Consider the following 26,242-nt stretch of genomic DNA (forward strand, 5'->3'; position numbering starts at 1 on the left):
TATCGACACGAGGACCAGATGCCGGGCGTCCGCACGCCCCGGCCCCGCTGAGGAGGAATTCGGGTCTCAGACGGGCGCGGCGCTCGACGTGGTCGGCGCACCAGCGCGCCCGACGTCGGCGGCGGCGATCACCGCGGACGAGCGCCCCGCACCGAAATCCTCCAGCGTGGTGTGGTTGCAGCTCATGTACAGCGTGCCGAGGTTCTCACCGCCGAAGGCACAGGCGGTCGCCTGGGCGCCCGAGACGGGAATCTTGTCAGTGATCTCCCCGCCCTCCACGGCGCGGTAGAAGCCGCTGTCGTCGCCCAGAGTCAGAGCGTTTCCGAACCATACGCCCCCGTCGCTGTCGAGGGCGATGCCGTCGGGATGATACGAGTCGTCGAGCTGGGCCCACACTCGCTGGTTCGACAACGCCCCGTCCGGCCCCATGTCGAATGCGCCGATCCGGTGCATGAACGTCTCGGCCACCAGGAGAACGCCCTCGGGTGTGAGAGCCATTCCATTGGGGAAGAAGACGTCGCCTTCGACACGGTTCACATGGCCTCGCGGGTCGATGTGGGCCAGGTTCGTCGGTTTGGGGTCCTCCGCCCCGAGAGCGAATCCGAAGTTGCCGGCGTAGGCATGACCGCTCGGGGTGACGAGCATGTCGTTGCCGAAGCCGCCGGCGATAGCGCTGAAGTCCGCGTATATGCTCACCGCTCCGTCGGCGGCGATCCGCTGCACCGCGGCATCGGCCTGCGACACCACGAGGGTGGAACCGTCAGGAAGGAAGCCCAGCCCCGAGGGCGCCCCGGGAATCTCCGCCGCCACGTTCGCCGTTCCGTCAGCGGAGAAGGTGAGAACCTCCTTGCTGAAGAAGTCACTGGCCCAAAGCGCACCCGCGTGCCAGCGCAGGGCTTCGAGGAACTGGTGGCCCGCTGCAAATTGGGTGAGTTCGTGCAGTTTCATGTTCACTCCATTTCGGGTTGGCGGCTGCCCTTCGAACGTCTTACCGGACTCGGCTCGGGGCGCTCTCGGCGCGCGCCAGCTCGCGGAGTTGGAACTTCTGCACCTTGCCGCTGGCGTTGCGTGGAAGATCATCGAGCAGGATCAGGCGTTCGGGGAGCTTCTGACGCGCTATCTTTCGGGCCATGAGCCAGTCGACGATCTCAGGCAGGCCGACGTCCTCTCCCGGTTCGGGGACGACCACCGCGCAGATACGCTCAACGAGCACGGGATCCGGCGAGGCGACGACGGCGATCTCCGCGATCTTCGGATGCTCGAACAGATGATCCTCGATTTCCTTGGCGCTGATGTTCTCCCCGCCGCGGATGATGATGTCCTTCCGCCGGCCGGTGATCTCGACGTATCCGTGCGCGTCGATGCGTGCGAGGTCGCCGGTGCGAAACCAGCCGTCGGCGGTGAAGGCGTCGATGTTCAACGAGTGGTCGAGATAGCCGAGGAACATCTCCGGCCCGCGTACCAAGAGCTCTCCGTCAGGTTCCACACGGGCGTCGGACAGGCCGTAGGTTCTCCCGTCCGTCCGGGCGCGCTTGTCGAGGGAATCCGCTTCGTTGGCGCCGGTGACCGTAGGGAATTCGGTGGACCCGTAGCCTCGGCTGACCATGCAATCCAAGGTCGCCGTCGCCGCCTTGATGAGTTCCGGGGGCACGTCAGCGCCTCCACATGCGAAGACCCTGAGCGAAGCGATGTCCGACTCGGGCAGCGACGGGTGATGGAGAATTCCATGGAGGAACGGAGTGGCGGCAACCACGAAGCTGCACTTGTGTTCGCTGATGAGCTCCAACGCCTTTCCGGGCTCCCAGATGTCGAGCATGACGACGGTGGTGCCGAGCATGAACGGCAACTGCACCCCGTAGAGCAGACCCGTGATGTGGCCGACCGGGGAGGGCATGAAGATGACGTCGGATTCTGACAGGCCGTAGAAGTCGATGATGCTGCGGTTCTCGAAGTTGAGCGTGTTGTGACTGTGCAAGGCGCCTTTGGGCGCTGAGGTCGTGCCGGAGGTGTAGAGCAGCAACGCGATGTCGTTACCGTCGCGGCCAGGGGCCTCGAAGGGATCGGCCCGACCCTCCTCAATCAGTTCCTCGAATCGGAGACAGGAATCGCCGGGCGCGGCACCGGCGACGACGACGGTCTGCAACTCGGGAACGTCGGCCCGGATGTCGTCGATCATGCCCGGATAGTCGAAGTTCCGGAACCTGCGCGGGACAACAACGATCTTCGAACCGGCCTGGCGCAGGATGAAGGCCGTCTCGCTGTGGCGATAGATGGGAATGATCGGGTTGCTGATCGCCCCGATCCGCAGTGCGGCGTGATGGACGATGACGGCCTCGACCCAGTTCGGAAGCATCCACGACACGACGTCACCGGCGACCACGCCACGAGCGCTCAACGCGGACGCCAGGCGATCCACGCTGCGGTTCAGGTCACCGTTGGACCAGGAACGGCCCCGATCCACGACCGCGATCCTCTCCGGCGCGGCGGCCGCGGAGCCGGCCAGGTAGTCGTCGATCAGGTTCCCTTGCCAGAGCCCCGATGCGGTGTACTGGCGGATGAGGTCCGTGTCGAGCCTCGTTGTCGGCTTCATTGCTGTCTCCTCGGTCCTGTCACTGCAAGGTTGCGGAGCGTGCTCCCGCGGAGTCGAGTCGTCGTCACCGATCAGCGCCCTGTGTATACCGGCGGACGGCCTTCGACGCGTGCGTTGACCGCCTCCTTGGAGTCCTCATAGCCCGACAGTTCACGAGTCCGCTCCTGCTCGTACTCGTAACCCGCCTTCAGGTCCATGTACTCGATGGCGTTGAGGCTGCGCTTGGCGAGCCGAAGCGTCACCGGGCTGTGCCGGGCCATCGATCGAGCCAGCGCCCGCGCGGTCCGCAACAGCTGCGCCTGTGGGACGACCTCCGCGATTCCGCCGAAAGGCTGCAGCTTCTCTGCCGGGTACTGGTCGCCGGTGTAGTACATGAGGCGCACCACACCCTGTGGCACCAACCGCGAAAGGTGCTTCGCGCCGCCCAGCACTCCGACGTCGACCTCGGGAGTCGCGAACCGCGCCCCCTCAGCCGCGATGACGACATCGCACGACGCCGCGATGGCCAGGCCCGAACCGACCGCGACGCCCTGGACGGCCGCGATGATCGGCAGCGGGCAGTCGTAGATCGCCCAGAACGCTTCACGTGCCCTCTTCAGCGACGCTGCCGCGTTGGCCGGATCCATGGTCTGGAACTCGGACAGATCGTTGCCCGCGCAGAAGTGCTTGCCCCTGGCCGCGAGCACTACCGCGCGAGCATCCGGCACGTACACGAGGACGTTGTCGAAGAACTCTTTGATCTCGGTGTAGGTCTCTCCATCGGTCGCGTTGACCGGGGGCCTGTTCAGCCAGACCGTGGCGACCGCGCCGTCCTGCTCCCACTCGATGAACTTCAGCTCTCTCATCACTCTCGTCCTCGTGTCGGTGCGCCGGTGACGATGATCAAGGCATCACCGTCCATGGAACGCCGCCGCGAACGCCTCCAGCTCACGCGTGATGTCGCGGCCGGCGGGCTGGAAGGACACCGTGGTGCACCCGTCGGCTTCGTATTCCGCGAATTTCTCCTGCCACTGCTTCGGGCTGGCCGCCAGCCCCGAGGCGGTCATCAGATCGCCCGTGACGAACGGCTTGTCGATCTCGTTGACCCCGACGAGGTGGCCGTCGTGGACGGCGAGATGGCGGACGTTCTCCGGAATGTGGTCGTACGCCGCGGCCCACTCCCTACCGCCATCGGGGAGAAGCTCATCGATCTGCCCGTGCTCCAGCGCCCAGTGCAGGAGGAGTGCGGCGGCATGTCCGGCCGCGTCGACGACCCGCTCCGACCCCGGGTCCTCCCCCTCGTCCAGCACCGTCCCCGTTCTCAGCATCGCCTGCCGGCTGAACGAAGGGTCGGGATAGGAGGTCCGGAACAGCTCCGCGCCCAGGTCACGCGCCACCTGGAGGCCCTTGGGCCCTTCCGCGGCGATCGCCCACGGAACGGTGATGGGCAGGGCCGGAGCGAACCGCCCATCCGGGTGGATCATCTGGGCGATCCCGCCGTCCCACTCCACCCGCTCGCCGCGTAGGAGCGCTTGGACGGCCAGCACGTAGCGTCGAACCTGGGCCCACGGCACCGGCGGCTGCCCCATCGCGAGCTGCCCGGTGAAACCGGCGCCCACCCCCACGATCACGCGCTCCGGGCCCGCCGCGGACACGAGGGTGGAGATGGCTGATGCCGTGACCATGGGGTGCCGCAGGCTCGGGATCAGGACGCCAGGCCCCAGCTCGATCCGCTCGGTGATGTCCGCGGCGCGGCACAGCTGGACCCAGACGTCCGGGTAGAGGGCGGGCGAGTCGTAGCAGACCGCCCTCTCGTATCCGAGCTGCTCGGCGATTCGCATGTGCTTTGGCGTCTCGAGCGACGTGGCGAAGGAACATGCCAGCTTCATGGTCTTGTCTCCTCGGTCGGGGTGGACCCCGCGGACCCGATCCGCGTGTGAGGGGATGCGCCGGGGATCACGCGGTTTCCCTGCGATGTGTGTCGGACGTCACCAGTTAAGCCAGCTCGTCGGCCAATGTCAATCGTCAATAACTTTTTTTCTAGAACCGTACTCGATGGTCCAGTTGCACATGGAGGCTTCCCCGCCCTTGGTTTACGGAGTACCACCACTACGAGGCTCGTATGTCACGGCAGTCAGACGCGATGGCCACAGAGCGGGGTCTCTCTTAGTACATGAGCAATAATGTGATCCCGGCATCGCGTGAGCGGCTCACGTCGTCGGAGTCGTGCGGCCGGATCGGGAGCCGGAGGGGTCCGAGCCGGAGGGGTCCGAGCCGGAGGGGTCCAGGGCCGCTCCGATCGGTTCGATGCGCCCCGCTGCGACCGGACCGCTGGGAGGCAGCGCGGTGAGGTTGCGAAGTCCCTCGAAGCCGCCGGCGATGCCCAGCGTGTTGATGACCGCCGCGATCATGGCGGCGTTGCCGGCGATGAACATGACCTCCAGCATCTCCTTCGCGGTGAAGTGATCCGCCAGCCTCGCGAGCAGATCTCCGCCGATCCGTCCGGCGCCCCACAGCTGATCGGCCGCCTCGATGAGCATCCGTTCCCGCCGGCTCCACCCAGCGGATATCTCCTCCCCCGCCAAGGACGCGATCTCCTCCCGCGAAAGACCTGCGCGTAGGCCGGCCTCCACGTGCTCGCCCCACTGCAGTGGAGTGCCCGTCCGCCACGAGATGCGAAGCGTCAGCATCTCTCGCTCGCGGTCTGTCAGGCTCGTTCGTGTCACCAGCCGTCCGGTGAACCGGTACCAGGCGCGCAGCAGCGGTTCGTGGTGGGCCAGGATGAGGAACAGCGGATTGTCGTAACGCGACCGATCCCGGCCGTCGACGATCAACGATCGGGTCTTGCGGCTCCACCGGTCGGGCGCGACCGGCGTGAACTCCGGATGAGTCATCCAGCGCGCTCCACGACGAAGGAAACCGCCGATGTCGTCGACCCGCCGAGATTCAACGTCGCCGCGCGCGCCGCTCCCTCGACCTGGTAGTCGCCGGCGCTCCCTGTCACCTGCCGGGTGGAGTCGAGCAGCATCCGCACGCCCGTCGCTCCGACCGGATGGCCCAGTCCGATCAGCCCGCCGCTCGGATTGACCGGCAGCGGCCCGTCGAAGTCGATCTCGCCCTTCTCGACGGCGACCCATGACTCGCCGGGCGCCGTGATCCCAAAGTGGTCGAGCGCCAGGTACTCCGTGATGGAGAAGCAGTCGTGGGTCTCGATGACGTCCAGGTCGCGCGGGCCGTCGATACCCGCTCGGCCGTAGGCGCTCGTGATCGCCGACCTGACGAACGGAAAGACGAACGGGTCGTCCTGGCTCAGGCGGAACTTGTCCTCAAGGAGGAGGGGCGCTGTCGCGTGTCCCCACCCGCTGATGACGGCGACATCGGCCATCGAGATCGAGCGCTGGGCGAGGTGACGTTCGACGAATGACTCCGATGCCAGCACGACCGCGGCCCCACCGTCCGTGATGCGCCCGCAGTCCTGCTTGCGCAGCAATCCCGTGACGATGGGGTTCGTCTCGTCGTCCTCGCCGAAACTCAACCTGTCGAGATCCCAGGCGCGCGTCTGCGCATTCGGATTCCTCCGGGCGTTGGTCAGATTCTTCTCGGCGATTCGACCGAGATGGGCATGGTCGAGTCCGTAGCGCCGGTTGTACTCGTCCGCGATCCTTCCGAAGAGCCGTGTGAACGGCAGGGGCTCGTCGACGGCCTCCCTTCCCTGCCAGGTGCCGGCGCGCATGCGCTCGGCCGCTTCGGGGCCCGGGACATTCCTGAGGATCTCCACGCCGACGACCACGACGACGTCGCTGCGACCGGCTTCGATCTCGGCCATCGCCTGCAGGATGGCCACACTGCCCGAGGCACATGCCGATTCGTGGCGCGCGGTGGGCAGGCCGGCGAAGTCCGGGTGCGTCGAGACCGCCATGCCTCCGAGAAGCGACTGACCGGAGAAGATCTCCGCCCCGAAGTTGGCGATGTGGATCGAGTCGACAGCCCCGGTCGCGACATCCGCGTCCCGCAGGGCACCGAGAAGCGATGCCTTGAGCATTCCGAACAGGTCGTCGGCCGGCCACTTGATCTGGAAGTCGGTCTGGTGGCCGCCGAGGACGAGAACTCGCCGATCGGACACGTGAAGCTCCTTTGCGGATGGTGAGGACGGCGGGGGACCGGCCGAGCGCGTGCCTCGCCCCACCCTTAGTCTATCTACGCTAACTTTGATGTAGAGCACCATCGCTTGTCAACCAGTGCGTTCGATCGCCAGTCCGATCGACAGCCGCTCGACAACCATGAGGCCAGCAGGCACAACTACCTCTTGAGCTGGCATCTGCCGCAAAGAGGGTCGCCCACGGAACCCGCAGCCAACGCACTTATGTCATTAGTCACTAACACATGATGGGAGTCCGGCGGACAGGGGCTACTGGCAGAGCATCCCGCCGTCGACCACGAGCTCCGTGCCGGTGATGTAGGACGCGGCATCCGAGGCGAGGAACGCGACGACCTCGGAAACCTCGCGCGGAGCCGCCATGCGGCCGATCGGGATGTCCGCCACGACCCTTGCCTGGACCTCGGCCGAGAACGCCTCCTGGAGCATCGGCGTCAGGATCGCACCCGGGTGGACCGAGTTCACCCGGACGCCGTACCCGCCGTACTCGGACGCGACGGACTTCGTCATGCCACGCACGGCGAACTTCGACCCGGTGTAGGCGATGTTGGGACTCTGGGGCTGGTGGGCGAACCCGGCGATCGAGGAGATGTTGACGATCGAACCACCGCCCTGCTCGACCATGCCGGGGAGCACGGCCTTCATACCGAGGAAGATCCCGCGCATGTCGACGTCGACGGTCCGCTGGTACTCCTTGGCCGTGAGGTCGGCGGTACGCGTGTTGGGCCCGGCCAGGCCGGCGTTGCCGACCAGCACGTTGGGCACGCCGAATCGCCGGTTCGCGGCGTCGAGGGCGTGAGCCCAATCCTGCTCGTTGACCACATCGAGGCGTACGAAAAGCGCGTTCTCGCCGAGCTCGTCGGCCAGCGCCTCACCCAGGTCGACAACGATGTCGGCCAGGACGACCTTGGCGCCGCGTTCGACGAACAAACGCGCGTGGGCCTCACCCATGCCCATCGAGGCACCGGTGATGATGGCGATCCTGCCGGATAGCTGGCTCATGATTCCTACCTCCCGAAGCGGCAGGGCTGCCGCAATGTTTCCGTTAGTGCTCATTGACAACGTAGTGTTTAACTGGCATCTTCACAAGGCAACCTGGCGCTTATCGGCTTAGTAGCCAGAGACTTGTTTCCCTGGGAAGTATCGTTGAGCGCGTCGCACACAATGGAAGGAGCGGGCGATGAAGCGCTTGATGTCCCAAGACCTTGATGAAGCGACAAGGAGGTCAGGCGCATGCTGATCCACTGCCTTACGGTCAGGTTCAAGGAGTCGGCGACTCCCCAGCAGATCGACGCTTTCCACGCGGCGCTCGCGGCATTGCCGGACCAGATCGACCTTCCTGTCCGTACGCGGCACGGGCGTGATCTAGGCGAGCGGCCGTCGAACGCCCACTACGGACTGGTCAATGAATTCGAGAGTGCCGATGACTTCTACAGCTTCCTCGATCACCCAGCGCACCGGGCCGTGCCCCGGGATGCCGTGGAATCTTATGAGAGTGTCCAGTTCCTACTCGAGGAATAGCCCCACGGGCTGAGGCGGCCGAGAAGACCTCCGCCGAGGGTGCCGCCTTTCACCGGGTCGCCGGATTCGTCCAGCCGCGGGCTCGCGCCCGCCGCCAGACGTGCGGGCTCACCGCGATCCCGATGAGTACGAGCAGGCCACCGGTCAGCAGGTCCTGGACATACGACTCGGCCTCGGTCACCACCAACAGCTCTTGCAGCAGGGCCATCGAGATGACACCCGCCGCAACTCCGGTCGCGCTCCCCTCGCCACCGGCAAGCCGTACTCCGCCCAGCAGCAGCGCGGTCGCGGCGAAGATCAGGCTGGAGAAGCCGCCATAAGCCGGGTTCGCGCTCGAGAGGCCGTACCCGAGGAGCGCTCCTGACAGCCCGGCCAGCGCGGCGCTCAGCCCGAAGCACTCGAGCAGGATCCGCCGTGTCCGGACTCCGGCGACCTCGGCGGCGCGGCGATCGCCGCCCGTGGCCTTCAGGTCACGCCCCCACCGCGTTCCGCGGATGAGAAGCCCTACCGCGACGAACGAACCCATGGCGACGAGGCTTCTGATCGACACGAGCCCGGCGATGGGCTCATCGAGTCGCAGGCCCAAGGTGTAGTTGTCGTAGGGGACGCTTTTCCCGTCGCTCAACATGAGCACCAGTCCGCTGACCGCGATGAACGTTCCGAGCGTCACGGGTACCGAGCTCAGCTTCGCCGCCGCGACCAGGAACCCGTTGACCAGACCTACCGCGGTCGCGCACGCCACGGCCAGAGCGAGTCCGAACCATGGGTTCCCCGCACCGGTCTGGACTGCGATCATGGCGCCGAGCCCGTAGACGGCGGGCAGCGACAAGTCGAACTCACTCGCGACGATCAGCAGGCCGAGCGCGAGCGCCAGCGGGCCGTAGCCCGCGAACGTCTGACCGATGTTGAAGAAGTTCACGGTCGAGAGTTCCGTCCCGCCGAAGGCCGGAGAAACGACCAGAGCGATAAGGAACGACGACATCAGCCAATAGGGCGCCGCAATTCTTGTGGCGGGACCGGCGACCGACCACACGCTGATGGCACTGCCGTCCTTTCTCATCGGACCACCCTCGACTTCTCGGACATGAATACGAACGTCACGACCAGCAGACCTTTGAGCGCGAGTTGCATGCCAGTGGAATAGCCGCGGATCAGGAGGAGATCGCTCACGATCGCGATGATCATTACCCCCGCCAGCGTCCGCGGCACGGAGCCTCGTCCGCCCGCCACGGCGTTGCCCCCCACCACGGCCGCGGCGGTGGCGTCGAATGTCAGGGTGCCCTGGCCTGCCAGGTTGGCGCTGGTGATCGAGGCCGCCTGCACCAGCCCCGCCAGTGCGACGCACACCCCGGCAATGGCGAACGTGGCGGCGAAGATGGTCGTCACCGGCAGGCCGGCGACGTGGGCGGCCTGCCGGTTCTGCCCTACGAGGTAGATCCCTCGTCCCAGTGAGGTGCGGCTGAGCAGCGCATGGACAATGGCCGCCACGACCGCGAACAGGTAGACGCCCATGGGGAGTCCCAGAATGTTTCGGCTCAAGAAGTCCAGCCCGGCGAAGCCGGCGGGCGCCAGGACGTTGTTGCCATTGGACAGTTTGACGGCCACGGCGGCCTGAACCGAACCGGCGCCGATCGTGATGATCACGGGGTTGGCTCCCCACGCACCGATCGCCCACCCCTGTACCGCGAGAACCAGCGCTCCGACCACCAAGGTCACGACGATGCCGGTGAGTACACCGTGTTCGAGCAACGACAGGAACAGCATTCCTGAGATCGCCGCGGTGACACCGAGCGACAGCGAGAACAGGCTGCCGCTCAGCATGATGAGCGTGGCCGCTACCGCGACGGGCCCGATGACCGCGACCGAGGCGACGATCGCCTTGGCGTTCGCCCAGGTCGCGAAACCGTCCGTCGTCACCGACGCGATCGCGAGCAGTCCGGCGACCGCCAGCACCGCGATCAGGCCACGAGCCGAGGGTTTCCCGGCGGAGCCCGACCTCGGCACCGCGTCGGCGGGAGCCGCGCCGACCTGATCAGTCATCGCTCGCCTCCGGAGCGAGTGACCTGGTCATCGCATGGAGCACGGCACCGGGACTCACGTCAACGGTGCGCGCCGCCATGACCACCCGTCCCGACGCCATGGCAATGATCTTCGATCCCAGATCGAAGATCTCGTCGAGTTCGGTCGAGGCGACGAGCACGACACTGCCGGCCGCCGCCGCCCGCTTGATCACTTGGTGGATCTCCGCCCGTCCCGCGACGTCGACACCCCGCGTGGGCTCGTCGAACAGCAGGACGTCCGGACGTGGTTCGAGCATGCGGCCGATGAGGACCTTCTGCTGGTTGCCGCCGCTCAGATCACCCGCGGCCACCTGGAGCTTGTCGTCGCTGACGCCGACCGATCGCGACATCGCACGGGCGACCGCGAGGGTGCGGCGCCGGATGAGTACGCCCAGCCGGGCGATCTCGGTCAGACGTGCCGCGGTGAGATTGTGGTGCACCGTATCGGCGAGGAACAGCCCCTCGCCACGGCGGTCCTCGGTCACGAACCGGACACCGGCTCGTCGCGCTCGGCGTGGGGAACCGAGTGGCGACACTCCACCGACCCGCACCGTTCCCCGCGCTTCGGGGGTAAGACCGGCCAGGGCGCGAAGCACCTCGCCGGCACCGGAACCGACCTGTCCGGCGAGTGCCACGATCGTGCCGCCCGGCACGTCGAGGTCGAACGGCCGCAACCGGCCGGGGATCGCCAATCCCTCGATGACCAGTGACGTCGTGGCCGGCGCTGACACTCGTTCGGGCGCTGACTCTCCTTCGGATGGGGACGCCGCGGGTGTGCGCACCGTCCCCGCCTCGCCGACGATCAGCCGGACGAGCTTCTCGCGGTCGAGGTCGGCAACGGAATGATCGCCCCGGAGCCGTCCGTCACCGAAGACCACGACCCGATCGCAGAGATCGAGGACCTCGCCCAGCCGATGCGAGACGTAGAGGACACCGCGGCCCTTGCGGACCAGGCTCCGCACCGCGCGGAACACGTGCTCGATCTCGACGTCACTCAGCGTGGCGGTCGGCTCGTCGAGGATCAGCAGCTGGGCATCTCGGGCGATCAGTCTGCCGATCTCGACGAGTTGTCGCTCCCCGATGCGCAGGCCCCCGACACGATCACGCGGGGAGACGCGCTCGAGACCGAGCTCCCGCAGGATCTCGCGGCACCGCGCTCGACGGCGCGGCCCGCCCCCGACGAAACGGGTGTCGCGGTGCCCCAGGAACATGTTCTCCTCGACAGTCAGCTGGGGTACCAACGCCAGCTCCTGGTCGACGATCGCGATTCCGGCGATCTGACTGTCGAGTGTGCTCTTGAAGCGTCGCGAAACACCCCCGAACTCCAGGGAACCCGAGTCAGGTCGGATGAGGCCGGTCAGGATCTTGACGAACGTGCTCTTTCCCGCTCCGTTCTGGCCGCAGATGCCGACGACTTCGCCGGCCGCGACGCTGAGTGACACGCCTCGAAGTGCTCGGACCGCCCCGTAGGACTTGCTGAGATCCGACGCGACCAGCAGCCGACCGTTCGATGGCGGCTGATACGACTCCGTCGCAACACCAGGCTGATGCATGTCACCGGCCCTCAGTACTCGCACACGCCGGCGAATTCGGCGACGTTGGACCGAGTGATCTTCTCCTCCTTGACGAAGGTGTTCTTCTCGAACGGCTGCCCGTTCAGGATCGCCATGACCACCTTCGCCGCGGCCTTCGCCTCGACCGAGGGAGCCGACGTGGCCGAGCCGTACAGTTCGCCGGCACGCAGCAGGGCGGGCCCCTCCGGCGAGCAGTTGGAGGCGACGACGATGACGCCGTCCTTCGCCGACGCGCCGAGCGGCTTGCCCGTCTGCTTGACGGCACGAATCGCACCCGCCGCCATGTAGTCGGCGTAGGCGTAGATGCCCTGGACCCCGTCCTTGGCGTTGTACTCGGCAAGCAACTGCGAAGCCATCTGCTGAGACTTCTGCGGATCCCATTGCGCGTCCTGGATGGACACGATCTTGTATTCGGGAGAGTTCGCCAGCTCTTTCTTGAACCCGTCCAGGGTTTCCTGGACGGTCGGCGACGATTGGGTTCCCGACAGGACGACGACGTTGCCGTCGGCGTATCCCGCCTCCTTCAGGCCCGCGACCAGATTCTGCGCGGCGAACCTTCCGAGCGCGGGATTGTCGCTGCGGACGTTGGCCGTCAAGGACTTCTGGACCACGGCGGGCAGGGGACCGACGACGTTCACGAGCTTCACCCCGGCGCCGGCCGCGCGCTCGATCGCGGGAATCGCGGCGTTCCCGTCGGCCGCGCCCATAACGAGCACGTCCGGCTTCTTGGCCACGAGCTGCCCGATGTGCTGGTTGTCCTCCGCCTGGTTGAACGCCGACGTGAGCACCGTGGTCTTGACACCCGCGGCGCTCATCTCCGCGTTGAAGGCCTTGAGCCACGCCGCGCACCACGCGTTGCTCTCGGTGCAGAACTGGACCCCGACCGACCTGGCCGATCCGCTGCCTTCGCCACCGCACGCCGCGAGGCTCGCGGTGAGGGCCATCGCAGCCGCCATCCCCATCATTCGCTTGAAACCCGTGTGTCGGTTGCCGTCCATGCCGGGATCTCCTTTGAGCTGTCGCGCCTCCGCGACGGGGCCGAAGCCGTAGCCGTTTCCCTCCCCGAGCCGGACGGTTCACGTCACCGGACATCGGCCGGTCACTCCCCGCTCGTGTCGGGTCTGTGAGTTCCGTCCCACCGTCGGGCTCCGGCGCTAGTAAGCCAGGTCACATCGACGTTGTCAACAGTCACTCATTAGGAATGATCGTGCTGAGAGCTTATTTTCCAAGGAAAACTGACCTCAATGTCATGGGACGCTAACGCTGATTCCTGGCCGAGCAGATGGCCTCGGGCGAACCGCCGGCCCCCGCCGGTGACCCGCGCGAGCGGCGTGAAAGCCGCTTCCTCCCGGGGCCGGACGTGACCACGACCGCGGCGGCGCCGTCCTCGCTTCTCGACGGGGGTGCGAACCTACTGGTCCCACGCATCCCTTGGTGGAGGCGCGTGCGTGCCACGTTCGATCAGCTCGACCGGCACGCGCACGAGGGCGTCTTCGCGCGACGCGCCCGAGAGGCGCCCAGTGATCAGCTCGACGCTTCGCGAAGCGAGAACGTGGAGGTCACAGCGCACTGTCGTGAGATCGACCAGAGGCCACGCGGCCATGGCGATGTCGTCGAAACCCACGACGGTGACCTCCGACGGGACGGCCAGGTTCAGCTCCCGGGCCGCCGAGAGCGCACCCAAGGCGACGACATCGTTCGCGCAGACGATGGCCGTCGGGCGAGGGTTCATGGAAAGCAACTCGTGTGCCGAACGGAACGCCGTGTCGTGTTCGAAGGCGGACACGCGACGGGTGAAGCGTCGCGTCAACGGCCTCCCGAGCGTTCGCAGCGCATCCTGCAGCCCGGACGCCCGGTCCCGTCCTGTCGAGGTATCGACCGGACCGAGGATGGCGCCGATCGCGCGATGGCCGAGACCGGCGAGAAGCCGCGCGACCTGAGCCGAGCCGTCAACGTTGTCGAACGTGCAGCCGGGTGACTCGGGGTGGTCCAGGACGCGGTTGACGAGAACGTGCGGCACCTCCCGCTCGGTCAGGTCGCGAGGCAATGTGGAGTCGCGCGTGGTCGTCGTCAGGATGACGCTGTCATAGGACCCGTCGGCCAGCTGATCCACGAGCGCTCCATGGTCCGAGCGTTCGGGACGGTCGCTCACCAGCACCGTGCGGAGGTCGTGGGCGAGCAACGCCTGCCTCAGGGGCTCGACAAGTTCCGGGTAGTACGGATTCGTCAACTCCGCCACCACAACGGCGACGCGGCGGGTCCGCCGGGTGGAAAGAGCGCGTCCGCTGTCACTCGGAAGGTAGTTCAGAGCATCGGCGGCAGCGAGAACGGCGGCCCGGGTTCGCGGAGAGGTGCCGGGGAGATTCCTCAGCGCGCGCGACACGGTCGCCTGCGAGACACCGGCGAGCCGGGCGACATCGTGCCCTGTCACGGTCTTTGTCATACCACGTCCTTTGACATGTATACGTATACAATACAGAGTGTGCGGTCAACAGCGGAGGGAGACCGCACATGCCCACCTACCTCAAACACGCGGCCGGCTCGATCGCCGACGGCCGCCCCTCCTCATCCGACTCAGTGGCCGGCGTGGTCCGCGACGTCATCGCCGACGTCCGAACACGCGGCGACGCGGCGGTCCGCGAGTACTCCGCACGGTTCGACGCCTGGTCACCGGACGACTTCCGGCTGTCAGCGCAGGAGATCGAAGAGATCGTGGCCGGCGTGGATGCCCAGGTCATCGAGGACATTCGGGCGGTGCAGTCGCGGGTGCGCGCTTTCGCGCGGCACCAGAAGGACTCGCTGCGGGAATTCGAGGAGGAGACGGAGCCCGGCGTCCTTCTCGGACAGAAGAACATCGCGGTGGGCCGGGTCGGAGCCTACGTTCCGGGCGGAAGGTATCCGCTTGTGGCGTCGGCGCACATGACGGTGGTCACCGCGAAGGTCGCCGGTGTCGAGCACGTCACGGCGTGCACCCCACCCATCCGCGGAGAGGTCCCGGCCACCACGGTGGCCGCGATGCATCTCGCCGGAGCCGACGAGATCCTCCTTCTCGGCGGAACGCAGGCGATCGCGGCAATGGCCGTCGGTACGGAGACGATCGGCAAGGTCGACATGCTGGCCGGTCCCGGCAACGCCTATGTGGCCGAGGCCAAGCGCCAGCTGTTCGGCGAGGTCGGCATCGACCTCATCGCGGGACCAACGGAGACCCTGGTGGTCGCGGACGACGCCGCCGACCCCTTCGTGGTCGCGGTGGACCTGCTGAGCCAGGCCGAACACGGCCCCGACTCGCCGGCGGTCCTCGTCACGACATCCCGCGAGCTGGGGGAGCAGGTCATCGCCCTCGTGGACAAGATCCTGGTCGATATGCCCACGGCCGACTTCGCGGGCCCCGCCTGGCGAGACCACGGCGAGGTCGTCGTCACCGACGACCTCGACGAGGCGTACCGGGTGGCGGACCAGTATGCGAGCGAGCACGTGCAGATTCTCACCCGCGAGCCGCGGCAGGCTCTGCGGCGGATGCGCAACTTCGGCGCCCTCTTCCTGGGGGAAGGCACCTGCGTCTCCTACGGTGACAAGGTCATCGGGACCAACCACACCCTTCCCACGCGCGGCGGCGCCCGCTACACCGGCGGACTGTGGGTCGGTAAGTACCTCAAGACGGTCACCTACCAGGAGGTGACGGACGGAGCGGCCAGCGCGAGGCTCGGTGAGCTCTGTGGCCGCGCGGCCCGCGTCGAGCTCTTCGAGGGACACGCCCGGTCAGGCGACGTGCGGGCGTGGAAGTACGCGTCGGCGCCGCTTCCCTGGGCGCCCTCGGACATCTCCGGAGGTCGATGATGGGCTTGCCCGACGCGGCCGCGACCACCGGGCAGATGCGCGAACGACGCAGGAGTGACTACCCGGTCCTTCGCACGACGCCGCTGCGCTGGGCCGACGTGGACACGTACGGCCACGTGAACAACGCGGTTCACTACCTGCTGATGGACACCGCGATCAATGGGTGGCTCGGTGAAGCCGTCGGCGTGGACATCCGCTCGGAGCTCTCCGGGTTCGCCGTCGTCGCGGAGACCGGTTGCCGATACCTTCGCGAAATCCACTTCCCCGCCACGCCGGAGCTCGGGATCCGGTTGGAGGGAACGGGTCACTCAAGTGTCCGGTACGAGGTCGGGTTCTTCACCGACGACGAGGGGCCCGTCGCGCTGGCGAGGTTCGTGCACGTGTACGTCGATCACGTCACGCGGCGGCCCACCGGCATTCCCGCGGAAGTCCGGAGAGCGCTCGACGCGCTGCGAGAGCCTCGTGACGTGCGCCCGCCACACCTTGGGTGATCAGGGACCTCCGTCGATCTAGGGAGTAACACCATGTCGGCACCCGTCCTGTCCCGCCGCGACCTCGAGTTCCTCCTCTACGAGTGGCTCGACGTCACGTCACTGACTGCCCGCGACCGTTTCCGGGAGCATTCCCGCGAGACGTTCGACGCCCTTCTCGACCTCAGCGCCGACATGGCGATGCGGCATTTCGCGCCGCACAACCGGCTTTCCGATACACACGAACCGGTCATGCGGCCGGACGGCACGGTGCAGATGATCGAGGACGTCACCACCGCGTTGCGCGTCTACTTCGAGGCCGGGCTGGCCGCGGCCCAGTTCGACGAGCGGTACGGCGGGCTGCAGGCGCCATCGGTGATCGCGCGCGCGTCGATGGCCTGGTTCCAGGCCGCGAACGCGAGCACGTCGGCCTACCCGCTGTTGACCACGGCCAACGCGGCAACGCTGATCGCTCACGGCACCGCCGAGCAGGTGGAGCGCTGGGTCCCCTCGATGCTCGAGGGCCGCTGCCTGGGCACCATGTGCCTGTCCGAACCGGAGGCCGGGTCGTCGCTCGCCGACATCACGACGCGGGCCACCAGACAGGAGGACGGCACGTACCGGCTGACCGGCACCAAGATGTGGATCTCCGGAGGAGACCACGACCTGGCCGAGAACATCCTCCACCTCGTCCTGGCCAAGATCCCGGGTGGCGGTGTGGGCGTCAAGGGCATCTCGCTGTTCGCGGTGCCGAAGTACCTGCCCGACGGTACCCGCAACGACATCACCCTGGTGGGCCTCAACCACAAGATGGGCATGCGGGGAACGACGAACACCTTGCTCGCTTTCGGCGACGGCGGACATCCGGTGGGAGGACGGCCGGGCGCGGTCGGTTACCTCGTCGGCGAGGAACACCACGGTCTGACGCACATGTTCCACATGATGAACGATGCTCGCATCGGCATCGGTTTCCTCGCGACCGCCATCGGCTACGCCGGCTACCTCGCGTCGCTGGACTACGCGAGAGTGCGCCGACAGGGACGGTTGCCAGCCGACAAGGGAACCACCGCACCGCCCGTCGCCCTCGTCGAACACGCCGACGTGCGACGCATGCTGCTGGCGCAGAAATCCTACGTGGAGGGCGCCCTGGCGCTCAGCCTGTACTGCGCTCGACTTGTCGACGAGCAGCAGACGGCGGTCCACCAGGACGGCCGACAGCGTGCCGCCCTGCTCCTGGACGTGCTCACGCCGGTGGCCAAGAGCTGGCCCAGCCAGTGGTGCCTTGAGGCGAACGACCTGGCCATTCAGATCCACGGTGGCTACGGCTACGCCCGCGACTCCATCGTCGAGCAGCTCTACCGCGACAACCGGCTCAATCCCATCCATGAGGGCACGCACGGCATCCAGGGCCTCGACCTGCTCGGCCGCAAGGTGCGCATGCACGATGGCGCCGGCCTGGAAGTGCTGGTGTCCACGATCAGCGGTACGGTCCAACGCGCGGAGCGCGCGGACGCGGACCTGGCTGAGTTCACCACCGCCTTGCGCTCCGCCGCGGAGCGACTGACCGACGTGACCAAGACGCTCTGGGCGCTCGGCGACGTGACGGTGACGCTCGCCAACTCCTCCGTCTACCTCGAGGCCGCCGGGCATGTCGTCATCGCCTGGATGTGGCTCGAACAACTACTCGCCCTGGGCGACCGGCAAGGCGAGTTCTACGACGGCAAACGACAGGCCGCGCGCTACTTCTTCCGCTATGAGCTGCCGAAGACCTCCACGCAGTTCAACCTCTTGGCTCGCGGTGATCGCACCACCCTCGACACACACCCAGAATGGTTGTGAACGGAGACGGTGTCGGAACCTTGAAGATACGGCGCCGCCCTCGTCTCAGAAAGGTGTTCAGATGGGAAATTTGAGCTTCGACTTCAGCGGCCGGACCGTCGTGGTGACCGGCGCGGCGCGCGGAGTGGGCCGGGCGTTGGGCGAACACTTCCACAACGCCGGGGCGGCGGTCTATCTGGTTGATTTCGACGCCGCCGAGGTCGAAAAGGCGGCACAGGAGATCGGAGCGGTCGGCCTGGTCGCGGACGTCTCCGACACCCATCAGGTCAACGCCGTTGTCGAGCGGGTCATCGACGACACCGGCCGAATCGACGTACTGGTCAACAACGCGGGAATTCTCCGTGATGCGATACTGTGGAAACTCACCGATGAGGACTATGAGGCCGTCATGGCGGTCCACGCCGGCGGAACCTTCCGTTTCACCCGTGCCGCGGTTCCACACTTTCGCGAGCAAGGAACAGGAAGGATCATCAACGTGACCTCCTACACCGGCCTTCGCGGCAATCCCGGCCAGTCCAATTACGCCATGGCAAAGGCCGGGATCATCGGTTTCACCAAAACGGCGGCGAAGGAGCTCGCCCGTTTCGGGATCACCGTGAACGCGATATCCCCGAACGCCATGACGCGGATGATCGAGTCGGTTCCCGCCGATAAGCTCGCTCAGTTGATAGAAGCCACCCCGATGCGCCGCTACGGCACTCCCGCTGAGATGACGGCCGCGGTCGCCTTCCTCGCCTCCGACGAGGCCGCCTACATCACCGGCGTCGTCCTGCCCGTCGATGGCGGCGTCTCCGTCTGACCGGGTCCTCCCTGCCACGATCCTGCGGAGCGCGCATGAACAACCTCTTCGACCTCACCGGGCGCACCGCCGTCGTCACCGGCGGCAGCCGCGGCATCGGCCTGATGGCCGCACGCGGCCTGCTCCAGGCCGGCGCGGCGGTCATCATCTCCTCCCGCAAAGCGGACGCCTGCCGGCGGGCCTGCGAAGAACTCGCCGGCTTCGGCGACATCAGTGCCGTGCCGGCAGATCTGTCGACCGAGGACGAATGCCGGAGGCTGGCTGCGGAGGTGGCCCTCCGCCACAACGCCGTACACATCCTGGTCAACAACGCCGGCGCGACCTGGGGCGCGCCACTCGCCGAGTTTCCGGCGTCGGCGTGGGACAAGGTCCTCGATCTCAACCTCAAGTCGCCGTTCTACCTCGCGCGCGCCTTTCTACCCTTGCTGGAGCAAGCCGCCGATGCGGCCGATCCGGCGCGCATCATCAACATAGGGTCGATCGACGGGCTCAGCGTGCCGGGCCTGCCCACCTACGCCTACTCGTCCAGCAAAGCCGGCCTGCACCACCTGACCCGCGTCCTGGCCGCCGAACTCGGACCCCGCGCGATCACCTGTAACGCCATCGCCCCCGGATGGTTCCCCTCGAAGATGATGGCGAAGACGATAGAAGACCGCGGTCAGGAATTCATGGCCCGGGCCCCGCTGGGACGCGTCGGAGGTCCCGACGACATCGCCGGCGCGGTCGTCTACCTCGGCTCCCGCGCCGCCGGCTACGTCACCGGGATCGTCCTCCCGGTCGACGGTGGCATCATGCTCACCCGCTAATGGGAACTACCGGGTTGGCCAGTCGGGCGGACTCGGTGCCTGGTGGCCGCCGGTGAGGGAGCACTCCCGCCCGCTTGACCGATGTTGGAGTCCTTGGGTCAGACCGTGTCCTCACCGGTGGTCCGGGAGCCTGGATCACTGATGGGATGTCGTGCCCGCCCGTGGCGGCGTGAGTACTGGTCCATTAGCACGCCGACCGGCTCTCGCAGGCTGCTGACGGTGTTGCCGGGTGATGTGGAGGATCGGGTGCTGTTCGTCGGTGATGACTGGGCCGAGGACCATGTGCGCCACGAAGCGCGCGGGATCGAGTGGAGGTGAGAGACCTTCACCTCCTGGCCGTCGCAGCGGCCAGGTGAAGCTGGGGGCAGCCTGATCCGGGAGTCGCCGGGGAGGGTGGGAGCAGCCCCGACAACGCCGGGACGTGCTGGGACTGTCAGACGGTGCCCAAGCAGGCGGCCCGGCACCGAGAAGTGATGGGCAACTCCGGCGCCGAGAGCGACAAGGCCGACGCGCACGCCCTGGCCGACATGGTCCGTACCCGCCGTCACCAGTTGCGGCCGGTGGCCGGTGACTCCGAAGAGGCCGAGGCCGTCAAGGTCGTGGCTCGGGCGCACCAGACGCTGATCTGGGAACGGACCCGGCACATGCTGCGGCTGCGGGCCGCATTGCGCGACTACTTCCCCGCCGCACTGGCCGCCTGCAAGCCACTCGGGCTCACCTCACCGGCCGTGCTGATGCTGCTGGCCAAGGCGCCCACCCCGCAGTCCGCGGCCCGGCTGACGACCGGCCAGATTACCGCGGTGCTCAAGGGCCACCGCGACAAGCCGGGCAAGGCCGCCGCCATCCGCGCCGAACTGCGCACCGAGCACCTGGGGCAAAGCGAGGTCGTGAGCACCGCCTACGGCGGCGACGGTCCGAGCGATGGTGGCGGTGCTTCAGACGCTCAACGCCGAGATCAAGACCCTGGAAGGGCAGGTCGAGGCACATTTTGGGCGGCACCCGGACGCTGAGATCTACCTCAGCCAGCCCGGCCTCGGCGCGGTCCTCGGCGCCCGGGTGATCGGCGCCCGGGTGATCGGCGCCCGGGTGCTCGGCGCCCGGGTGATCGCAGAGTTCGGCGATGCCGACGGACGCTACGCCAGCGCCAAGTCCCGCAAGAACTACGCCGGCACCAGCCCCACCACCCGCCAGTCCGGCAGGTCCAAGAGCGTCCACGCCCGGTTCGTCCACAACGACCGCCTGGTCGACGCCCTGCACATGCAGGCCAGCGCCGCGATCTTGCACGATCCCGCTGTCCGCGGCTACTACAACGAGCTACGCGCACGCGACACCGGCCACAACGCCGCCCTCCGCCAGGTCGGCAACCGACTCGTCGGCATCCTGCACGGCTGCCTCAAGACCCGAACCACCTACGACCAAGCAACCGCATGGTCACACCGCACACCCGCCCTCGCAGCTTGACATTCGAGCTCCAGGGATGTCTGGCCCTCCCCCGCCGCCCATGCCCACGCCATCACCGCGAACCGCGTCACGTCGGCTCGGGCGGTAGCGACAGCTCTCAGGCGTCCCAACGCTGGAGCGCCCCAGGTTGGGTTGGAGGCCCTTCAGCGCGCGGCGCAAGCGGCCCCGGACCACGGTGGCCGGAAGACGACGATCGTCGATGCCGTACGCGCCGAAGCCGACCGTGGGCTGCCCATGTATGAGCGGCGATGCGGCCTCTGTTCAGGCCAGGCGGTGTGCCTCGCTGTCGTGGACGGGATCGCCGACGGTGACGCCGTGCAGGACGTGGGCGAGGATCTCTGCTCCGCGCACGACTCTGGGACCTGGGCGGTTGAAGTAGGCGGGGCCGTCCAGGACCCACACCTGATCGGCCCGTCCCGTCCAGTCTTCGGGCTCGGCTTCGGCTCTGGTGCGTTCGGGGCTGAAGCCGCAGGACATGAGGAGGATCACGTCGGGGCGGGCGGTGGCGAGCGCTTCGGCCGTCATGGGGACGGTGTGTTTCCCCCGGTGAGGCCAGCAGCGGCTCACCGCCGGCGGTGTGGACCTGTTCGGGCACCCAGTGCCCGGCGGGCCAGAGCGGGTCGAGCCATTCGATCGCCGCCACCCGGGGCCGATGTTTCCCCGCGACTGCGGCGCGGACGCGTGCGAGCCGTTCTTCCAGTTCCCGAACCCGGTCCGCGGCGATCTCTGGGACGTCGAGGATCTTTCCCACCTGCGCCAGCGTGTCGAGTACGTCCGGCAGTGTCTGGGGTTCCAGGCCCACCACCCGGGGGCCGGCGTCCATGATGCGCAGCGCGGTCGCCACCCGGCGGTAGGAGACGGCGCAGACCTCGCACAAGTCCTGGGTCAGGACCACGTCGGGTTGCAGGTCGGTCAGCAGCGCGGTGTCCAGGGTGTAGAGGCCGGAGCCCTGGTGGGCGGCCACGTGCGGACCTCTGTCCTCGTGCAGCCGCTGCCGGTGTCGCTGCGCGATCGGGAAGGAGTTGGAGCACGGGATGTCGCCTTGGGTGGGTCAGGGTTCCAGTAGGGGGCGGCCTATGTAGTCGCCGGGAGCGGTGGCGCCGCCAGCGACCGCGAAGATGGCGCTGGACTCGTGCCGGAGGTAGCGGGTGAGGCCGTCGGCACCTGCGAGTTTGCGCTGCACCTGGATGAAGCCGGTGGTGGGGTCGGCCTGCCAGGCGACGAACAGCAGGCCGGCGTCGGGCGCGCCGTCCTCCCGCTGGCCGTCGTGGTAGGAGAAGCCGCGGCGCAGCATGGTCGCCCCGCCGTTGGAGGCCGGGGCGGCGACCCGGATGTGGGCGTCGCCGGGGATGGCGAGAGTTCCGTCCGGACCGGTCGCGGCCAGATCGGCCGGTGCGGTCTCGGTGCCGCCCGACAGCGGGGCCCCGTTGTCCTTGCGGCGACCGATCACACGTTCCTGCCGGTCGACGGACAGCTGTTCCCAGACGTCCAGCAGCATCCGGATGCGGCGGACGACCGCGTACGAACCGCCGTCCATCCAAGCCTCGGGACCCGTAGCGCTGGCGAAGATCTTGCCGTCGAAGCCGGGGTCGGACGGGGCCGGGTTGCCGGTGCCGTCGAGTTGGCCCATCAGGTTGCGGACGGTGCGCGGGCCTTGGGCGGCTCCCCGGGCACGGTTGAAGCCGTTCATCTGCCAGCGGACCCGCGCGGTACCGGACGCGGTCTTCTGCAGCACGCGCAGGGCGTGCACCGCGACCAGCGGGTCGTCGGCGCCGATCTGCACCCACAGGTCGCCGTCGCTTCGAGAGCGGTCGAGGGCGTCGCCGGGGAAGGGCGGCATCTCCACCAGCGCGGAGGGCATGCGGTCCTCCAGCCCGGTCTTGGCGAAGAACGTGCGGCCGAACCCGAACGTCACGGTGAGCGAGCACGGCCCGGCGTCGAGGGCGATCTGGTCGTCGCCGGCGGGCGGGCGCCCGGCCGTCATCGCCTCGGCCGCTCGCGACCAGCGGCGCATGAGCGCCGCCGCCGCGGCGCGGTCCGCGCCGGGCTCCAGGTCGAAGGCGACCAGGTGTCCGCACGCCTGCGGTGGAGTGGTGATCCCGGCCTGGTGGCGGCCGTGGAACGGGACGGCGGTGGCGCCGACCACGGCGAGGGGCGTTTCGGTGCCGCCGCTCGAAGGCCGGCCGAGCGCGCCCGCCGCGGCGCCGCTCGCGAGCCCCGCGATGCCGACGCCGCCCGCCACGCTCAGCACTCGGCGCCGGGTGACGCCGGAAGATTGATCGGGTCGTTCCATGGGTGTTCTCCCGGGGCGTTCCCGCGCACCGGCCCCCGCATGACCAGGGGGCCGGCGCGCGGGGATCGGTCACTGGTCGGGGCGGTACGTCGCCGGCTTGACCGGCGCCTTGACGGTGATCGGTGCCGAGGCGGCGAAGTTCAGGACGAAGGTGACGGTGTCGCCGGTCCGCGGCCTGCGTTTCAGGTCCATCAGCATCAGGTGGAGTCCGCCGACGCGCAGCGTCAGCCGGCCGGCCGCCGGGACGGGCAGTTCCTTCTCATGCTTCATGGCGCCGTCCGAGGTGGTGCGGTGCATGGCCACCTCTGCCGCGATGTCGCTGGTCACCGACGTCAGCCGGTCCGCCTTCGTCCCGGTGTTGGCGATGGTGAGGTATCCGGCGGCAAGGTCGGCCAACGGCGGCTCGGGCACGTAGGCGCCGGACACCGACAGCCGCGGGCGGCCCTGTGCGGCCTCGTCCGGCGAGGACGCCCCGGACGACGAGGACGCGCTCGACGATGAGCAGGCCGCCAGCACGGTGACGGACGCCAGCACGGCAGCCGCGGCTGCCAGGCGCCTCACATCTCCCCCTTGACGAGCTTGGGCAGGTCTGCGATATAGCGCTGGGCCGTTGTCCCGGAGGTGTAGATCATGTGGACCTGGTCGTCGGCCGGTGAGAACGCCAGAACCTGCGCGCCGTGCGTGACGTTCCAGCTTCCGTCGGCGTTCTTGACCGGCTTGTCCACCGAGACGCCGACGCTGCGGGCCGCTTTCCGGACGGCGGAGAAGTCTCCGCTCAGCCCGATGAACCGGTCGTCGAACGCCCTCAGCCACTGGTGCAGGCGCTTGGGTGTGTCACGGCCGGGGTCGGTCGTCACGAAGACCACCCGGAGCTTGCCCTGGTCGGCCGCGGGCAGCTTCTTGACCGCGTTGGCCAGGTCGGCCATGGTCGTCGGGCACACGTCCGGGCAGTGGGTGTACCCGAAGTACAGCACGGTCGGTCTGCCCGCCGTCCGCTCGGCCAGGTCGAAGGGCTTGCCGTCGTCGTCGGTCAGTTCCAGGTCCGGTTTGGGCATCGGCCGGTTCGGCCGCACGGCGTTACCGGCTCCGGGAGCCGGGGGCGACACCGGCGCGGACGCCGCGGCGGGCGCCTGACCGTCCGACGGGTCGTCGCCGCAGGCCGCGGCACCCATGCAGATCGCCGCGATCACGGCGGTTCCGCCCGCCACGCCGGCACGCCGGCGGGAGGAACGGGATGAAGCATGCGTGAAAGCACGCACAAAAGCCTCCATTGAAGGACTCGCCATCGGCCCGAAGGCTCACGCGATGGCGCACGAAGGGAGGCGGCCCGACTCGCGCGGCAGGAGCGCGCGGCACGGCCGCAGGGGGCATCCGCACCAAGCCGTCCACGATCACGGGCGACCGCGACCGAGCAGCCGGTACGGGAAAAGGCCGAGCGGCGATGACGCCGCCCGCGCCGTCAGCGGTTCACACGGCCGGCGGCGGGCCCCGGCGTATCACCGCGTGGTGCAGCAGGACGATCTCACCGGGCACGTCCTCCGCCCCGGGAGCGGCCCCGGCAGCGGGTACTACAGGCGGTGCGGGCAGGCCCGCGAGGATCGCGCCGAGCAGCGCTCGCAGCGGAGCGGTGAGCGTGCCCGTCGCGCGCCGTGATACCCGGACCAGGGTCCACAGAGCGCGGTCACCGCGGTGCACCACCCATCCGAGCACAGCGGCGGCGGCCAGGTGCAGTGCGAACATCGCCGGTCCCGGCATCAGTGACGCGCCCATGCCCGACCCGGCCACGTGACCCGGCATCGCCTGAGCCGCCGGTGGCATCCCGCCGTCAGGGCCTCCCGCGACCGCATCGTGGCCTTGCCCCACGGCGAACACCACGTGCAGGACCATCTGGCCGCACAGCAGTGTCGCGATGATGCCCGGCCTCGATCGCTCCCGTCCCGCCAGAGGCGGCACCAGGCACAGCATCACCAGCCACCCGGCAAGCAGGGACCGCCACGGGAGTCCCGCATGCGAGGCCAGAGCATGCGCGCATCCGGACACCGACACGCAGACGGCGGAGAACGCCACCGCCCGGAGCACCCGCATGCCCGGATCGGCGCGAGCGGCCTCCGCCGTACCTCCGGCCGGATGCTCTGTCATCGGGAACGCGTTCGTCCTTCGCTCATCAGGTGTGCACCACCGCGTGTACTACGAACCGTAGTACACGCCTCCTCCACGCTCGACTCGCCCCTCGGGCCGGCTCAGGGACAGGCTCCGGACGGGAGGACGGGCACGGTGATCCGCACTATGCCGACGTTCGCCTTCCTGGCCCGTTGGACCGCACAGGGAAGCCGACGGCCCGGAGGCGTTGCAGCGGGTGCGACGTCAGGAATGAGGGGGCACGGCGAGCTTGAGAAGCAGCCCGGCCAGCTCGACCGGCATGGTGATCATGCAGTCGTGACCTGTCGGCAGTTCCCAGATCTGCGCGGGGGCGCCGTTGGGCTGAATTGCGGGAACGGGGCGGCGTTCGAAGCCTTCCGGCACGACGGTGCAGTGGATGTGCGTCCGTGCGATCGCGTCCGCGGCCGGGTTGCCCAGCTGAACGGGCTGCTGGAGGCAGCGCACCGGCTGATCCGACAGCATCGCTTTCAGCCAGGCGACGTCCGCCGTATCGGTGACCCCGAAGAGTCCCAAAGGCGGTGGCAGCTCCGGCAGTGGCGGAACCCGCCAGCCGCTGTCGGACTCCAGGGCCCGGTCGATGAGGACCTGCGTGACGGGCATGACGTGGCGCCGCCGCGCTTGAGCAGTGGCACAATCTGCGGAAGGCTCGGGGCTCGCCCATCCGATTCACTGCCGTTGTGCAGGCCGTTCTCCACCT

General features: G+C 68.1%; 27 protein-coding genes. 9 read left to right on the top strand and 18 right to left on the bottom strand.

Annotated features, from left to right (window positions below; all coding sequences use genetic code 11):
- Positions 1-66 precede the first annotated feature (66 nt).
- The 7 genes from K8Z49_RS23895 to K8Z49_RS23925 form a co-directional block, all read right to left on the bottom strand.
- On the bottom strand, positions 67-948 hold the full coding sequence (locus tag K8Z49_RS23895) for an SMP-30/gluconolactonase/LRE family protein (protein WP_412515241.1): 882 nt from the start codon (positions 946-948) through the stop codon (positions 67-69).
- 40 nt (positions 949-988) lie between these two features.
- Positions 989-2,590 (bottom strand): AMP-binding protein, encoded by a 1,602-nt coding sequence (locus K8Z49_RS23900; protein WP_412515242.1) that lies wholly within the window; start codon positions 2,588-2,590, stop codon positions 989-991.
- Between the two features lie 71 nt (positions 2,591-2,661).
- Positions 2,662-3,435 carry an enoyl-CoA hydratase-related protein gene (locus K8Z49_RS23905; protein ID WP_412515243.1) on the bottom strand — a complete coding sequence of 258 codons (774 nt, stop codon included), beginning with the start codon at positions 3,433-3,435 and terminating at the stop codon, positions 2,662-2,664.
- A 45-nt stretch (positions 3,436-3,480) separates the two neighbouring features.
- Complete coding sequence (locus K8Z49_RS23910) at positions 3,481-4,458, bottom strand: LLM class flavin-dependent oxidoreductase (protein WP_250358275.1); 978 nt, start codon at positions 4,456-4,458, stop codon at positions 3,481-3,483.
- 321 nt (positions 4,459-4,779) lie between these two features.
- Positions 4,780-5,463, bottom strand: coding sequence for a carboxymuconolactone decarboxylase family protein (locus K8Z49_RS23915; RefSeq protein ID WP_412515244.1), 684 nt, complete (start codon positions 5,461-5,463; stop codon positions 4,780-4,782).
- Positions 5,460-6,692: an acetyl-CoA acetyltransferase gene (locus K8Z49_RS23920; protein ID WP_412515245.1), complete on the bottom strand. Its 1,233-nt coding sequence runs from the start codon at positions 6,690-6,692 to the stop codon at positions 5,460-5,462. Before K8Z49_RS23920 ends, K8Z49_RS23915 begins: the two co-directional genes overlap by 4 nt.
- Positions 6,693-6,977: 285 nt before the next feature.
- On the bottom strand, positions 6,978-7,727 hold the full coding sequence (locus K8Z49_RS23925; protein ID WP_250358278.1) for an SDR family NAD(P)-dependent oxidoreductase: 750 nt from the start codon (positions 7,725-7,727) through the stop codon (positions 6,978-6,980).
- Between the two features lie 231 nt (positions 7,728-7,958).
- Here K8Z49_RS23925 and K8Z49_RS23930 point away from each other — a divergent pair, with 231 nt between their 5' ends.
- Complete coding sequence (locus K8Z49_RS23930) at positions 7,959-8,246, top strand: Dabb family protein (protein WP_250358279.1); 288 nt, start codon at positions 7,959-7,961, stop codon at positions 8,244-8,246.
- A gap of 49 nt (positions 8,247-8,295) precedes the next feature.
- On the opposite strand, the gene K8Z49_RS23935 is transcribed toward K8Z49_RS23930, so the two are convergent.
- From K8Z49_RS23935 to K8Z49_RS23955, 5 genes are all read right to left on the bottom strand, one after another.
- The gene (locus tag K8Z49_RS23935; protein ID WP_412515246.1) at positions 8,296-9,306 is read right to left on the bottom strand and encodes an ABC transporter permease; all 1,011 of its coding nucleotides are present in this window, start codon (positions 9,304-9,306) and stop codon (positions 8,296-8,298) included.
- Positions 9,303-10,286, bottom strand: a complete 984-nt coding sequence (locus K8Z49_RS23940) for an ABC transporter permease (protein ID WP_412515247.1) — start codon at positions 10,284-10,286, stop codon at positions 9,303-9,305. The genes K8Z49_RS23935 and K8Z49_RS23940 overlap by 4 nt, the downstream gene beginning before the upstream one ends.
- Entirely contained in the window at positions 10,279-11,748 is a 1,470-nt protein-coding gene (locus K8Z49_RS23945; RefSeq protein ID WP_412515248.1) for a sugar ABC transporter ATP-binding protein, read from the bottom strand. The genes K8Z49_RS23940 and K8Z49_RS23945 overlap by 8 nt, the downstream gene beginning before the upstream one ends.
- Before the next feature lie 122 nt (positions 11,749-11,870).
- The gene (locus tag K8Z49_RS23950; RefSeq protein WP_412515249.1) at positions 11,871-12,878 is read right to left on the bottom strand and encodes a sugar ABC transporter substrate-binding protein; all 1,008 of its coding nucleotides are present in this window, start codon (positions 12,876-12,878) and stop codon (positions 11,871-11,873) included.
- A 413-nt stretch (positions 12,879-13,291) separates the two neighbouring features.
- Positions 13,292-14,323, bottom strand: a complete 1,032-nt coding sequence (locus K8Z49_RS23955; RefSeq protein ID WP_412515250.1) for a LacI family DNA-binding transcriptional regulator — start codon at positions 14,321-14,323, stop codon at positions 13,292-13,294.
- Positions 14,324-14,391: 68 nt separating this feature from the next.
- Here K8Z49_RS23955 and hisD point away from each other — a divergent pair, with 68 nt between their 5' ends.
- The 7 genes from hisD to K8Z49_RS23990 all read left to right on the top strand — a co-directional run bounded on the left by hisD (position 14,392) and on the right by K8Z49_RS23990 (position 21,092).
- Positions 14,392-15,717 carry a histidinol dehydrogenase gene (hisD, locus tag K8Z49_RS23960; protein ID WP_412515251.1) on the top strand — a complete coding sequence of 442 codons (1,326 nt, stop codon included), beginning with the start codon at positions 14,392-14,394 and terminating at the stop codon, positions 15,715-15,717.
- Positions 15,714-16,208: an acyl-CoA thioesterase gene (locus tag K8Z49_RS23965; protein ID WP_412515252.1), complete on the top strand. Its 495-nt coding sequence runs from the start codon at positions 15,714-15,716 to the stop codon at positions 16,206-16,208. The genes hisD and K8Z49_RS23965 overlap by 4 nt, the downstream gene beginning before the upstream one ends.
- Before the next feature lie 33 nt (positions 16,209-16,241).
- A complete protein-coding gene (locus K8Z49_RS23970) occupies positions 16,242-18,026 on the top strand; it encodes an acyl-CoA dehydrogenase (protein WP_412515253.1) in 1,785 nt (594 codons plus the stop codon).
- Positions 18,027-18,087: 61 nt separating this feature from the next.
- Positions 18,088-18,825 (top strand): SDR family NAD(P)-dependent oxidoreductase, encoded by a 738-nt coding sequence (locus tag K8Z49_RS23975; RefSeq protein WP_412515254.1) that lies wholly within the window; start codon positions 18,088-18,090, stop codon positions 18,823-18,825.
- Between the two features lie 35 nt (positions 18,826-18,860).
- Positions 18,861-19,631 (top strand): SDR family oxidoreductase, encoded by a 771-nt coding sequence (locus tag K8Z49_RS23980; protein WP_250358289.1) that lies wholly within the window; start codon positions 18,861-18,863, stop codon positions 19,629-19,631.
- Between the two features lie 440 nt (positions 19,632-20,071).
- On the top strand, positions 20,072-20,641 hold the full coding sequence (locus K8Z49_RS23985) for an IS110 family transposase (RefSeq protein ID WP_412515255.1): 570 nt from the start codon (positions 20,072-20,074) through the stop codon (positions 20,639-20,641).
- Entirely contained in the window at positions 20,553-21,092 is a 540-nt protein-coding gene (locus K8Z49_RS23990) for a transposase (RefSeq protein WP_412515256.1), read from the top strand. The genes K8Z49_RS23985 and K8Z49_RS23990 overlap by 89 nt, the downstream gene beginning before the upstream one ends.
- 261 nt (positions 21,093-21,353) lie before the next feature.
- On the opposite strand, the gene K8Z49_RS23995 is transcribed toward K8Z49_RS23990, so the two are convergent.
- Complete coding sequence (locus K8Z49_RS23995; RefSeq protein WP_412515257.1) at positions 21,354-21,617, bottom strand: hypothetical protein; 264 nt, start codon at positions 21,615-21,617, stop codon at positions 21,354-21,356.
- Positions 21,618-21,669: 52 nt separating this feature from the next.
- On the opposite strand from K8Z49_RS23995, the gene K8Z49_RS24000 reads away from it, so the two are divergent.
- Positions 21,670-22,158 (top strand): hypothetical protein, encoded by a 489-nt coding sequence (locus K8Z49_RS24000; RefSeq protein WP_412515258.1) that lies wholly within the window; start codon positions 21,670-21,672, stop codon positions 22,156-22,158.
- Here K8Z49_RS24000 and efeB read toward each other — a convergent pair.
- The 5 genes from efeB to K8Z49_RS24025 form a co-directional block, all read right to left on the bottom strand.
- Complete coding sequence (gene efeB / locus K8Z49_RS24005; RefSeq protein ID WP_412515259.1) at positions 22,144-23,385, bottom strand: iron uptake transporter deferrochelatase/peroxidase subunit; 1,242 nt, start codon at positions 23,383-23,385, stop codon at positions 22,144-22,146. The two genes, K8Z49_RS24000 and efeB, sit on opposite strands and share 15 nt — an antisense overlap.
- A 69-nt stretch (positions 23,386-23,454) precedes the next feature.
- Positions 23,455-23,946 (bottom strand): copper chaperone PCu(A)C, encoded by a 492-nt coding sequence (locus K8Z49_RS24010; protein ID WP_412515260.1) that lies wholly within the window; start codon positions 23,944-23,946, stop codon positions 23,455-23,457.
- Positions 23,943-24,593 carry an SCO family protein gene (locus K8Z49_RS24015; RefSeq protein ID WP_412515261.1) on the bottom strand — a complete coding sequence of 217 codons (651 nt, stop codon included), beginning with the start codon at positions 24,591-24,593 and terminating at the stop codon, positions 23,943-23,945. The genes K8Z49_RS24010 and K8Z49_RS24015 overlap by 4 nt, the downstream gene beginning before the upstream one ends.
- Before the next feature lie 259 nt (positions 24,594-24,852).
- Positions 24,853-25,524, bottom strand: a complete 672-nt coding sequence (locus K8Z49_RS24020) for a hypothetical protein (protein WP_412515262.1) — start codon at positions 25,522-25,524, stop codon at positions 24,853-24,855.
- 225 nt (positions 25,525-25,749) lie between these two features.
- A complete protein-coding gene (locus K8Z49_RS24025) occupies positions 25,750-26,145 on the bottom strand; it encodes a hypothetical protein (protein WP_412515263.1) in 396 nt (131 codons plus the stop codon).
- Positions 26,146-26,242 lie beyond the last annotated feature (97 nt).

The organism is Actinomadura madurae (genome assembly GCF_047130825.1).
Lineage (GTDB): Bacteria > Actinomycetota > Actinomycetes > Streptosporangiales > Streptosporangiaceae > Spirillospora > Spirillospora madurae.